The following is a 12,338-nucleotide window of genomic DNA, read 5'->3' on the forward strand; positions in this document are numbered from 1 at the left end:
AAACCACCCGACGGACGGTCATCCCGGCGGAAACCGGCGGAGCGGTTGTCGTCACGACGCTCATCGCGGCGGAAACCACCCGACGGACGGTCATCCCGGCGGAAGCCACCGGAGCGGTTGTCATCACGACGGTCGTCACGACGGAAACCACCCGACGGACGGTCATCCCGGCGGAAACCGGCGGAGCGGTTGTCGTCACGACGCTCATCGCGGCGGAAACCACCCGACGGACGGTCATCGCGACGGAAGCCACCGGAACGGTCGTCACGGCGGTCGTCACGACGCTCGAAGTTGCCCCGGTCGTCGCGACGCTCGTGGGCGGGCGCGGCCTGCGCCGGCACGGAGGCGGCGGCAGCGGCCTCCTCCTCGGCCTTGGCCTCCGCGGTGGCGGCCTCGGCAGCGGCGGCCACGGCGGCCTCCGGGTCCTCGCCGCGCTCGCGGGCGGCGCGCGCCAGCAGGCGGTCGGCCTCCTCGCGGAGCTCGGTGGCGCGGCGCTGCGCGCGCTCCAGCTGGCGGGTCAGGTCGGCGAGGTCGCGCTCGGCCTGCTTGGCGGCGTTGGCCGCGGAGTCGGCCTGGACCTCGGTGAGGGAGCGAGCGCCGGTGATCTTGGCGACCTCCTCGTCGAAGGCGCCGGAGCCGCCGACGATGTGGCGCGAGGCGTCGACGCCCGCGTCCTCCATCAGGCGGAAGATCTGCTTGCGCTGGTGCGGCAGGGCCAGGGAGACGACCGTGCCGGACTGGCCGGCGCGGGCCGTACGACCCGAGCGGTGCAGGTAGTCCTTGTGGTCGCCGGCCGGGTCGACGTTGAGGACCAGGTCGATGCCGTCGACGTGGATGCCGCGGGCGGCGACGTCGGTGGCGACCAGGCAGTTCACGTAGCCGGCCTTGAAGTCGTCCAGGACGCGGCTGCGGGCGCCCTGGGTCATGCCGCCGTGCAGGGCATCGGCCTTCACGCCGGCGTCCAGCAGCTGCTCGGCGACGCGGTCGGCGCCGAGCTGGGTGCGGACGAAGATGATGGTGCGGCCCTTGCGGGCGGCGATGGCGGCGGTGACCGGCGCCTTGTCCTTCGGCTTCACGACCAGGACGTGGTGGGTCATGGTGGTGACGGCACCGGCGGAGGGGTCGACCTCGTGCGTGACCGGGTTGACCAGGTAGCGCTTGACGAGGGTGTCGATCTCGTTCTCCAGGGTGGCGGAGAAGAGCAGGCGCTGGCCGCCGGCCGGCACCAGGTCGAGGATCTCGGTGACCTCGGGCAGGAAGCCCATGTCGGCCATCTGGTCGGCCTCGTCGAGGACGGCGACCTGGACCTTGTCGAGCGAGGCGGCACCGCGGTTGATGATGTCGCGCAGACGGCCCGGGGTGGCGACGAGGATGTCGACGCCGCGCTCCAGGGCGTAGATCTGGTTGCCCATGGACGTACCGCCGCAGACGACCTTCATCTTGAGGCCGAGCACGTCACCGTACGGCTGGAGGGCGTCCGCGACCTGCATCGCGAGCTCGCGGGTCGGGGTGAGGATCAGGCCGCGGGGGCGCTTCTTCTCGGTGTGGCCGCCGGCCAGCGTGGAGAGCAGCGGCAGACCGAAGGAGAGGGTCTTGCCGGAGCCGGTGCGGCCACGGCCGAGGATGTCCTTGCCGGCCAGGGCGTCCGGGATGGTCGCGGCCTGGATCGGGAAGGGGGTGGTCACACCGTTCTGCGCGAGCTTGCGGACGATCGCGTCCTCCAGGCCCAGGTCACCGAAGGTGATCTGCGGCTCGGCGGGCTCTGCGGCGGCGTCGGTGCCGGCGTCGGCGGGGGTGAGGTCCGCGGCGGTCTCCGCGGTGAGGGCGTCCGCCTCGGCGACGATCTCGTCGCTCGCGGGCATGACGGTCTGCTCAGTGGAAATGGACATGCGAAATGCGAAACCTTCCGGAGTTTCGGCACGCGCCCAAGCTCCGTGTCGGCTTCACAAATGACCGCCTCGATGCGGTCAGCCACGGCAAGGTAAGGAACGCGCCACACGGCGCGCTTCTGTTGGGCGCCGGGCAAATGGGATCAAACGATCTACCACCATACGCACTCGCACCCGCCGGACGCAAGCCGCTGCCCCCGTCCGGCGGCATGGCCTACGCCACAGGGCCCGCGGCCTGCGGGCCCGGCTGGGGCGACGGCGGGGCCGAGGTCGCCGGCGGCGGGCTGGCCGGCGGCTGCGGCGTGGGGGTGGTCGGCTGGCCGGCGGGCTGGCTGGACGCGGGCGGGCGGGGCGCCGGCGCCGTGGCACCGCCGGCCGGCGGCTTCGCCTTCTTGCCCGGCTTCCCGGTGCGGGCGTCCGGCGAGGCCTCGGCCGGGGTCCCCGAGGGCGTCGCGGTCGAGGACGGGGCGGCGGTGCCCCTGGCCGCGGGGCTGCCGCTGGCGCCCCGCGCGGAGCGCGCGTCCGCCTGCCCCGGCCGCCCGCCCGGCATCCGCACCCCGCCGTCCGGCTCCGGCCCCGCGTCGTGCTGCTTGCCCGCACCCGGCGACGGAGCGGGCCGCTCCGGGTCGCTCACGCTCATGCACCCCCCGAGGGCCAGGGCCACGACGGCGACGGCCGCGATCCGGGTGGCGGCTGCACGGGGTGAGGTGGGAGGCATGGGGGACCGCCTTCGGGGGCTACGGCCCGCTGCGGGCCGCTACGGATCTCTACGGGTCGCATCGGCGACGCGTACGGGCCGCATCGGCAACGCATGGGACAGGCCCCCTGCCCAACTGGGACCGCCCCGCGCAGGACACGCGCGGCACGCGGTCACCTGACCGGCTCTTTGCCGGTCGCGAGCACCGCCCTCCCCGAAGGTCACGACCGCCCCTTGCGCCTCTTGGGCCCCGGTGACCCTGCAGGCCTCATCCGTAGCCGAGGGCGTGCAGGCGCTCGTCGTCGATGCCGAAGTGGTGGGCCACCTCGTGAACGACCGTCACCTCGGTCTCTTCCACCACTTCTTCCCGCGAGGTGCACAGCCGCAGCGTGGGCCCGCGGTAGATGGTGATCCGGTCCGGCAGGACGCCCGCGTACCACTCGCCGCGCTCGGTCAGCGGCGTCCCCTCGTAGAGGCCGAGCAGCTCCGGGTCCTCCTTCGGGGGCTCGTCCTCGACGAACACCGCGACGTTGTCCATCAGCCGCGTCAGCTCCGGCGGGATCCGGTCCAGGGCTTCGGCGACCAGTTCCTCGAACTCCTCGCGCGTCATCTCCAGCACGCTCGCCATTGTCCGGCACGCACCCCCGCGGAGCCCCCGCACCGCCCGCGTGCGCCGTCCCGCGCCGCGGCCCGGGACGGCCCGCGGCGGCCTCCGGGAAACCGTTTTGGCGTTAGCTCCCTCCATCCCATATGCTTCTCACGTCCCCGAGGCGCTGCGAAGCGCCCAGGTGGGCCATCAGCCCTCATCGTCTAGTGGCCCAGGACGCCGCCCTTTCAAGGCGGTAGCACGGGTTCGAATCCCGTTGGGGGCACGCTTTACCGTGTGCGAGACTAGTGCTCGCACATAGCAAGGTCCTGTGGAGCAGTTTGGAGTGCTCGCCACCCTGTCAAGGTGGAGGCCGCGGGTTCAAATCCCGTCAGGACCGCTGCAGACATCTCTGATGTCTGCGTGGCTGGGTAGCTCAGTTGGTACGAGCGTCCGCCTGAAAAGCGGAAGGTCGCCGGTTCGACCCCGGCCCCAGCCACAGTGAGCCCCCCGTTTCCGAACGGGGGGCTCAGTGTTTTTGCAGGAAATGCGTTCGCCGCTTCGCGGCCGCTGGTGCGATCCTGGACTCCGTATGTCTACGCAGCCTGCCGCCCCCGCCACCTTCGCCGACCTCGCCGCCCGCCTGCCCGAGCTGACGCTGCGCGACGCGCAGCGCCTGGGGCGGCGGCTCGAGGGCGCGCGCCGCATCCGCAAGCCGGAGGCCCGCGCGGCCGTCCTGGCCGAGATCACGACCGAGATCGGTGCGGCCGAGCTGCGCACCGCGAGCCGCCGTGCCGCCGTGCCGGCCGTCACCTACCCCGAGCAGCTCCCGGTCAGCCAGAAGAAGGACGAGATCCTGGCGGCGATCCGCGACCACCAGGTCGTGATCGTCGCAGGTGAGACGGGTTCCGGGAAGACCACGCAGATCCCCAAGATCTGCATGGAGCTCGGCCGGGGCGTCCGCGGCCTGATCGGGCACACCCAGCCGCGCCGGATCGCCGCCCGCACGGTCGCCGAGCGCGTCGCCGAGGAGCTGCGCACGCCGCTGGGCGAGACGGTCGGCTGGAAGGTCCGCTTCACCGATCAGGTGGGCGAGAACACGCTGGTCAAGCTGATGACGGACGGCATCCTGCTGGCCGAGATCCAGACGGACCGCGAGCTGCGCCAGTACGACACGATCATCATCGACGAGGCGCACGAGCGCAGCCTCAACATCGACTTCATCCTGGGCTATCTGGCGCAGCTGCTGCCGCGCCGGCCCGACCTCAAGGTCGTCATCACCTCGGCCACGATCGACCCGGAGCGGTTCTCGCGGCATTTCGGTGACGCGCCGATCATCGAGGTGAGCGGGCGCACGTATCCCGTGGAGGTGCGGTACCGGCCGCTGCTGGAGGAAGACTCCGGCGACGCGGACCGCGATCAGATCACGGCGATCTGCGATGCGGTGGAGGAGCTGCAGCGCGAGGGCGACGGCGACATATTGGTCTTCCTCTCCGGCGAGCGAGAGATCCGTGACACGGCGGACGCGCTGGAGAAGAAGAAACTCCGGTTCACCGAGATCCTGCCGCTGTACGCCCGCCTCTCGCACGCCGAGCAGCACCGGGTCTTCCAGCGCCACACGGGCCGCCGGATCGTGCTCGCGACGAACGTCGCGGAGACGTCCCTGACGGTGCCGGGCATCCGTTATGTCATCGACCCGGGATTCGCCCGGATCTCGCGCTACAGCCACCGCACCAAGGTCCAGCGACTGCCGATCGAGGCGATTTCGCAGGCCAGCGCGAACCAGCGCAAGGGCCGCTGCGGCCGTACGTCGGACGGCATCTGCATCCGGCTGTACTCGGAGGACGATTTCCTCGCCCGCCCGGAGTTCACGGACGCGGAGATCCTCCGGACGAACCTGGCCTCGGTCATTCTGCAGATGACGGCGGCGGGCCTCGGCGACATCGAGAAGTTCCCGTTCATCGACCCGCCGGACCGCCGCAACATCAAGGACGGCGTCGACCTGCTGGTGGAGCTGGGGGCGCTGGATCCGCTGCAGAAGGATCCGAAGAAGAGGCTCACGCAGCTGGGGCGGAAGCTCGCGCAGCTGCCGGTGGACCCGCGGCTGGCCCGTATGGTCCTGGAGGCCGACCGCAACGGCTGTGTCCGCGAGGTCATGGTCATCGCGGCGGCGCTGTCCATCCAGGATCCGCGCGAGCGGCCTTCGGAGAAGCAGGCGCAGGCCGATCAGCAGCACGCCCGGTTCAAGGACGAGACGAGCGATTTCCTCGCGTTCCTGAACCTGTGGCGCTATGTGCGGGAGCAGCAGAAGGCGCTGTCGTCGTCGGCGTTCCGGCGCATGTGCAAGTCGGAGTTCCTGAACTATCTGCGGATACGCGAGTGGCAGGACATCTACTCGCAGCTGCGGACGGTCGCCAAGTCCATGGGCGTCCACATGGCCGAGGAGGACGCGGCTCCGGACCGGGTGCACCAGTCGCTGCTGGCCGGTCTGCTCTCGCACATCGGCCTCAAGGACACCGAGAAGAACGAGTACCTGGGTGCCCGCAGTGCGAAATTCGCGGTGTTCCCGGGCTCGGCGCTGTTCCGCAAGCAGCCGCGCTGGGTGATGTCGGCCGAGCTGGTGGAGACGTCGCGGCTGTGGGCGCGGGTCAATGCCAAGGTCGAGCCGGAGTGGATCGAGCCGCTCGCCCAGCACCTGGTGAAGCGCAATTACAGCGAGCCGCACTGGGAGCAGAAGCAGGCGGCCGTCATGGCGTACGAGCGGGTGACGCTCTACGGCGTGCCGATCGTCGCGCAGCGGAAGGTCAATTACGGGCGGATCGACCCGGAGACCAGCCGCGAGCTGTTCATCCGCCATGCCCTGGTCGAGGGCGACTGGCGCACGCACCACCAGTTCTTCCACGACAACCGCAAGCTGCTGGGCGAGGTCGAGGAGCTGGAGCACCGCGCCCGCCGCCGGGACATCCTGGTGGACGACGAGACGCTCTTCGACTTCTACGACCAGCGGCTGCCCGAACACGTCGTCTCGGGTGCGCATTTCGACTCGTGGTGGAAGCACAAGCGACGCGACGAGCCGGAGTTGCTGAACTTCGAGCAGTCGATGCTCATCAACGAGAACGCCGAGGCGGTCACCAAGGACGACTACCCGGATTCCTGGCGGCAGGGCCGGCTGAAGTTCAAGGTGACGTACCAGTTCGAGCCGGGCGCGGATGCGGACGGCGTGACGGTCCACATTCCACTGCAGGTGCTGAACCAGGTCTCGGCCGAGGGCTTCGACTGGCAGATCCCGGGGCTGCGCGAGGACCTGGTGACGGAGCTGATCCGGTCGCTGCCCAAGCCGGTCCGCCGGAATTACGTGCCGGCGCCGAATTTCGCCAAGGCGTTCCTGGACGGCCTTTCCCGCTCGGGGGCCCTGCCCCTGCAGGAGTCGCTGACGGTCGCGCTGGCGCGCGAGCTGCACCGGATGACGGCCGTCCGGCTCGATCCGGAGGACTTCGACCTCGCCAAGGTCCCCGACCACCTGAAGATCACTTTCCGGGTGGTCGACGAGCGCCGCCGGAAGATCGCCGAGGACAAGGACCTGGAGGCGCTGCGGCTGCGGCTCAAGCCGAAGACGCAGGCGGCGATCTCCAAGGCCTTCGAGCAGGCCGCGGAGGCCGCCAAGGGCGGCGGCAGCGGCGGCGGCGCCCCGGAGCAGCGCTCGGGCCTCACGTCCTGGACGGTGGGCACCCTGCCGCGCACCTTCGAGACGCGCCGGGCCGGTCAGCCGGTCAAGGCGTATCCGGCGCTGGTGGACGAGGGCTCCTCGGTCGCGGTGCGGCTCTTCGACACCGAGCAGGAGCAGCGCGAGGCGATGTGGCGGGGCACCCGCCGGCTGATCCTGCTGAACCTGCCCTCCAACCCGGCGAAGTACGCCCAGGACAAGCTCGGCAACCAGCAGAAGCTCGCCTTGTCGCGCAATCCGCACGGCTCCGTCCAGGCGCTCTTCGAGGACTGCGTCGCGGGCGCCGCCGACAAGCTGATCGCGGCGCACGGCGGCCCCGTCTGGGACGAAGAATCCTTCCGCAAGCTCTTCGACGCGGTACGGGCGGACATCGTGGACGCCACGATGGACGCGATCCGGAAGGTGCAGGAGGTGCTGGCCGCCTGGCAGGCGTGCGAGCGCCGGCTGAAGGCCACCACGAGCCTGTCCCTGATGTCCTCCCTCTCGGACGTCAAGGAACAGCTGGCCGGGCTGATCAAGCCGGGCTTCGTCACCGCTCACGGCGTACGGCGGCTGCCCGACCTGCTGCGCTATCTGGTGGCGGTCGACCGGCGGCTGACCCAGCTGCCCGCCAACGCCGACCGGGACCGGGCCCGGATGGCGAAGGTGAAGGAGATGCAGGACGAGTACGCGTGGCTGCTGGAGCAGTTCCCGAAGGGGCGCCCGGTGCCCCAGGAGGCGCTCGACATCCGCTGGATGATCGAGGAGCTCCGGGTGAGCTACTTCGCCCACGCGCTGGGGACGGCGCACCCGGTCTCGGACAAGCGGATCGTGAAGGCCATCGATCAGCTGGCGCCGTAGGGGCGCGGGTGCGGCCGGCCCGCGGGGCGGGGGCCCGTTCGGGGCCCTTCCGCGATCGGGTTCGACCGCACCCCCTGACCTGCTGTAGAGTCTGTCTCGCAGCCCGCCGGAGCGGGAAGCGAAGCAAGGTCCTGTGGAGCAGTTTGGAGTGCTCGCCACCCTGTCAAGGTGGAGGCCGCGGGTTCAAATCCCGTCAGGACCGCATCGGTTGAAGGCCCGGATCCCTCTCAGGGATCCGGGCCTTCTCGCGTTCGACCTTGACGGGGACACGTGCCAGGGGTACCCAGGGCAGTGGAGGTGCTGCGCTCCATGACGACGACCCCGGCAGAAGCGAAACGCCGCGAGACCATCCGGCACGAAACGAGGGCGCTGCTGCGCGCCCACCTGTCCGCCGCCTCGGGAGCTTCCGGCTACCGCCACCTGACCCGGCACTGCGCGGTGTGCCACCGGCTGCTGCGGCTCGCCCAGGAGGCGGCTGCGGGCCCCGGAGGGCCCGCAGCGGGGCCGGAGGGCGCCGAGGAGGCGCGGTCCGGCTCCGGGTGACCAACGGGGCCTGTACGGGCGGCAGTCGGCCGCGGATTCCGCACGCGTGCGACGTACACCGTGTCCATTACCGCAGCAGCACGGTGAGTGACAAGCACGTCGCGCTGTGACGGGAGTCACCGAAAGAGTTTCCCGGATGAGGGAACTTACCCCTGACCTACAACGGGTCAATTTAATATGTGCAATTGCACTCCACCCGAAAGGGTGGGCCCAGGGGTCCGTACGGGTGCCCCGCCGGCCCCTGCTGCCCAGAGCCGGGCAGGGCCACCGAGGGCCGCTCGACGGCGTCCGGGCATAAAAAGATCGCGCTGGACCCGGCGGAGTCCAGCGCGATCGACGACTCGCCCAAGTCGGTGGGCTGCGGCGGTCCTGTTGGGGCAGGAGCCGGTCGTGTGTAGCTGAGGTGGTGCTTCAGTGGAAACTGGAGCGGGGCGTGAGCCGGGTTGGGGGCCCCGGAAAACGCCCGGTCATGCGGTTGTTCAGGCCTCGCTGCGCTGCTGCGGAATGCCCGCCAGCAGGGCGCGGACCTCCGCTTCGCGGTAACGGCGGTGTCCTCCGAGCGTGCGGATGGACGTGAGCTTGCCAGCCTTGGCCCAACGGGTGACCGTCTTCGGGTCCACGCGGAACATCGTGGCAACCTCAGCCGGGGTCAGCAGCGGCTCGGCATCAGGGGTGCGAGCGGTCATGAGCGGCCTCCTCGGGAGAACCTGACGTGGAGTCGGTTCTTTCCTCTAAATTCTGCACCTTGACCCGCGTTGCCCGAAATGGCGGACGCGGGCCGAGTCGGTTATAGGACGAACGGCTTGTCCTCGGCACTACAACTACACCATCTGTCCAGCCACGTCGGCCAAACCGATGGAATTGCCCTCTCAGGTGTTCAACCTCGACGGAAGCCGATGGACCATGCCATAGCGGACAGTCACGCCACCGTGACGATCAGTCACAGCGGGATCAGGGGTCACCAGACCCGCCAAGGAGTGCAATACCGATCAATCCGCCCGTAGTTGGACGGAAGGAGCCCTTCCCGGACTCCTTGTCCTATTTTGCCACGCGGATGGGCGATGGGCGCAAGACCTGACGAAAGTGCGTTAGGTCACGGTTGCCGCAATGGCCCGGATCGGGACCTAGGTCCCGGCGCTTCTCGGACCAGGACTTCAATTGGCGTACTGCCGGTTGCGTACGGCACTCCAGCGCTCCGTCAACCGCTCGTACGCCCTCCCCGCGCGCACTCCATCGCCCGCGCGCAACGCCGCGAGCCCCTCCGCCGTGTCCCCGGCGGAATGATCTTCCGCCAATTGCGCCTCGGGCACCATATGCACGAGGCCTCCGTAGTCGAGCTCCACCAGGGAGCGCGGGTGGAACTCCTCCAGCCACCGCCCCACGTCCACCAGGCCGTCGATCAGCGGGCCCTCGTCGATCGCGTCCTTGAGCGTGCGCAGCCCGCGGGCCACCCGCCGCCTCGCCTGCACCATCGGCGTGCGGTAGCGGAGGACGAGCCCGTCCCGGCCCGGCGCACCGCCCTCTCCCTTGCCGTACTCGCGCTCCTCGTCGGAGAAGAGGACGAACCAGCGCAGCGGCACCTGCCAGGTGGCGGTGCGGATCCAGGGCCGGGCGTCGGGGTTGCGCTCCTGCCAGCGCTCGTAGTCCGCCTCCGCCTGCCGGCGCACGACCGGCGGCAGCGCCGCGTCCAGGACCGGTGCGGGCAGGCTCTCGGACAGCTCCTCCAGCGCCAGCCAGCCGCGCAGCCGGGTCCGCCACGGGCAGACGCACAGGACGCCGTCCTGGAAGGCGACGAAGGCTTCGCCGCTCTCGTGCACCGGGACCGGCACCGGCGGAGTGGGCAGCAGGTCGGCGAGCGAGCGCCGGAGCTCGTCCTGGGCGCACGGCAGGGACGCGCGCCGGGCGTAGCGCTCCCAGTGCGTGCGCTCCGGCTCCGGGAATGCGCCCAGCGGCTCGTAAACCCGCAGGTACGCCGCGTACGGGACAGTCACCGATGACGCCGAGCCCACACGTGCTCCCCTCAAGACGCCGGACACTCCGGGGAGTTGCCGAACCCTCCCCGTACCGCGCAAATCGTCCCATGGCACCGCGCCCCGGAGGAGTGATCCTCCGCACGGGACCGGCCCGCCGGGCCGACAGGTCTTACCCTCTTGCCAACCGGCCCTCCACCACCCCCGGAGGGCGACCTCCGCGACATATGGAGTCACCACAGTGACTGACGTACGTCCCATCAATGACGCTGACGGCGTGCTGCACACATTGTTCCGGTCCGACCAGGGCGGCCACGAGCAGGTCGTGCTGTGCCAGGACCGCGAGAGCGGCCTGAAGGCAGTGATCGCCATCCACTCCACCGCCCTGGGCGACGCCCTCGGCGGCACGCGCTTCTACCCGTACGCCTCGGAGGAGGCGGCGGTGCAGGACGCCCTCAACCTCTCCCGCGGCATGTCGTACAAGAACGCGCTGGCGGGTCTGGATCACGGCGGCGGAAAGGCCGTGATCATCGGCGATCCCTCCCTGATCAAGACCGAACAACTTCTGCTGGCGTACGGTCGCTTCGTGGCCTCTCTCGGCGGCCGCTACGTCACCGCCTGCGACGTCGGCACCTACGTCCAGGACATGGACGTCGTCGCCCGCGAGTGCCGCTGGACCACCGGCCGCTCCCCCGAGAACGGCGGCGCCGGCGACTCCTCGGTCCTCACCGCCTTCGGCGTCTTCCAGGGCATGCGCGCCGCCGCGCAGACCCAGTGGGGCGAGCCCACGCTGCGCGGCCGCAGAGTCGGTGTCGCGGGCGTCGGCAAGGTCGGTCACCACCTCGTCGAGCACCTGGTCGAGGACGGCGCGGAGGTCGTCATCACCGACGTCCGGACGGAGGCCGTGGAGCGGATCATCGCCCGCCACCCGCAGGTCACCGCCGTGACGGACGCCGACGTCCTGGTCCGTACGCCGCTCGACGTCTACGCCCCCTGCGCCCTCGGCGGCGCCCTGGACGACGCCACCGTGGCCGCCCTGACCGCGAGCGTGGTCTGCGGCGCCGCCAACAACCAGCTCGCCCACCCGGGCGTCGAGAAGGACCTCGCGGACCGCGGCATTCTCTACGCGCCGGACTACGTGGTGAACGCCGGTGGAGTGATCCAGGTCGCCGACGAACTCCACGGATTTGATTTCGACCGCGCGAAGGCCAAGGCGAATCAGATTTTCGACACGACCCTGGCCATATTCGACCGGGCCAAGGCCGACGGCATTCCGCCCGCCGCTGCCGCCGACCGGCTGGCCGAGCAGCGCATGGCCGAGGCGCGGGCGCGCGCCGCAAGCGCGGTTACCGCGCAGTAGGACCGTCCGGTACGGGTCTTGCGCGTGGTTCGTGACCGTGCGGCGGACACGGCGCGGCCGGAGCGGCCGTCCGGGTGTCACCCGGAGCGCCCCCTAGCGGTCCCTACAGGCCCGTCCGATGAGGTGGTGAGCGAGACATCTCTCACCACCCATCGGCGGGTCGGGGCACAAGACACGTTAAAATCGCAGCTGACCAGCGGGGACGGGGCTCCCCTAGGGTTGTGCTGCGTGGCACGTCATGCGGGCGACGTACCGTATGGCCGCGGAAGCAGGTACCGTTGAAGCCCTACAGGCCGGATCCCTCCACGGGGATCCGCTCTGACTCATGAACGTGAACGCGTGTCAAGACTCTGGGGCCGTCGAGCCCCGTCATTGAGGGGGTCGAGCCATGGGGCGCGGCCGGGCCAAGGCCAAGCAGACAAAGGTCGCCCGCCAGCTGAAGTACAACAGCGGCGGGACCGACCTCTCACGTCTGGCCAATGAGCTGGGCGCATCGCCGACGAAGCAGCCGCCGAACAGCGAGCCGCTCGACGATGAGCTGGATGACGACCCGTACGCTCAGTACGCGAGTCGTTACAACGACGAAGAGGACGAGGACGAGCAGACGCCGTCCGACCCTTCTTACCGTCGCCGCGCTTGACGCTGTAACTCCCACTGACCCGGTTCGAGGCCTGTCCTCGGACCGGGTTCTGTGCTGCCCGGGACCGTGCGCCCGCTGCGGCCCGGGGC

9 protein-coding genes and 4 tRNA genes are annotated in these 12,338 nt (G+C 70.3%); 8 read left to right on the forward strand and 5 right to left on the reverse strand.

The genetic code is table 11. From position 1 onward, the window contains the following. The 3 genes from ACFZCD_RS05100 to ACFZCD_RS05110 all read right to left on the reverse strand — a co-directional run. On the reverse strand, window positions 1-1,889 hold a 1,889-nt coding region (locus ACFZCD_RS05100; protein ID WP_391828998.1), incomplete at its 3' end, for a DEAD/DEAH box helicase. Between the two features lie 214 nt (window positions 1,890-2,103). Continuing rightward, entirely contained in the window at window positions 2,104-2,607 is a 504-nt protein-coding gene (locus tag ACFZCD_RS05105; RefSeq protein ID WP_391828039.1) for a hypothetical protein, read from the reverse strand. 247 nt (window positions 2,608-2,854) lie between these two features. Further along, a complete protein-coding gene (locus ACFZCD_RS05110) occupies window positions 2,855-3,205 on the reverse strand; it encodes a metallopeptidase family protein (RefSeq protein ID WP_391828041.1) in 351 nt (116 codons plus the stop codon). A gap of 180 nt (window positions 3,206-3,385) precedes the next feature. Here ACFZCD_RS05110 and ACFZCD_RS05115 point away from each other — a divergent pair. The 6 genes from ACFZCD_RS05115 to ACFZCD_RS05140 all read left to right on the forward strand — a co-directional run bounded on the left by ACFZCD_RS05115 (window position 3,386) and on the right by ACFZCD_RS05140 (window position 8,279). Continuing rightward, a tRNA-Glu gene (locus tag ACFZCD_RS05115) sits at window positions 3,386-3,458 on the forward strand. A 39-nt stretch (window positions 3,459-3,497) separates the two neighbouring features. Further along, window positions 3,498-3,572 (forward strand) — tRNA-Asp (locus ACFZCD_RS05120). 25 nt (window positions 3,573-3,597) lie between these two features. Next, window positions 3,598-3,671: transfer RNA gene (locus ACFZCD_RS05125), tRNA-Phe, on the forward strand. A 93-nt stretch (window positions 3,672-3,764) separates the two neighbouring features. Continuing rightward, the gene (gene hrpA / locus ACFZCD_RS05130; RefSeq protein WP_391828043.1) at window positions 3,765-7,736 is read left to right on the forward strand and encodes an ATP-dependent RNA helicase HrpA; all 3,972 of its coding nucleotides are present in this window, start codon (window positions 3,765-3,767) and stop codon (window positions 7,734-7,736) included. Window positions 7,737-7,863: 127 nt separating this feature from the next. Next, a tRNA-Asp gene (locus ACFZCD_RS05135) sits at window positions 7,864-7,938 on the forward strand. Between the two features lie 107 nt (window positions 7,939-8,045). After that, the gene (locus tag ACFZCD_RS05140; protein ID WP_391828045.1) at window positions 8,046-8,279 is read left to right on the forward strand and encodes a DUF6274 family protein; all 234 of its coding nucleotides are present in this window, start codon (window positions 8,046-8,048) and stop codon (window positions 8,277-8,279) included. Between the two features lie 479 nt (window positions 8,280-8,758). Here ACFZCD_RS05140 and bldC read toward each other — a convergent pair whose 3' ends face one another. After that, window positions 8,759-8,965: a developmental transcriptional regulator BldC gene (bldC, locus tag ACFZCD_RS05145; RefSeq protein ID WP_003949541.1), complete on the reverse strand. Its 207-nt coding sequence runs from the start codon at window positions 8,963-8,965 to the stop codon at window positions 8,759-8,761. Window positions 8,966-9,433: 468 nt separating this feature from the next. After that, window positions 9,434-10,288 (reverse strand): hypothetical protein, encoded by an 855-nt coding sequence (locus tag ACFZCD_RS05150; protein WP_391828047.1) that lies wholly within the window; start codon window positions 10,286-10,288, stop codon window positions 9,434-9,436. A 202-nt stretch (window positions 10,289-10,490) separates the two neighbouring features. Between ACFZCD_RS05150 and ACFZCD_RS05155 the strand changes: the two genes are divergently transcribed. Next, window positions 10,491-11,609 carry a Leu/Phe/Val dehydrogenase gene (locus tag ACFZCD_RS05155; RefSeq protein ID WP_391828048.1) on the forward strand — a complete coding sequence of 373 codons (1,119 nt, stop codon included), beginning with the start codon at window positions 10,491-10,493 and terminating at the stop codon, window positions 11,607-11,609. 388 nt (window positions 11,610-11,997) lie between these two features. Next, on the forward strand, window positions 11,998-12,249 hold the full coding sequence (locus ACFZCD_RS05160) for a DUF3073 domain-containing protein (protein WP_391828050.1): 252 nt from the start codon (window positions 11,998-12,000) through the stop codon (window positions 12,247-12,249). The last annotated feature ends 89 nt before the right edge of the window (window positions 12,250-12,338 follow it).

Source organism: Streptomyces sp. NPDC008001 (assembly GCF_042958085.1).
Lineage (GTDB): Bacteria > Actinomycetota > Actinomycetes > Streptomycetales > Streptomycetaceae > Streptomyces.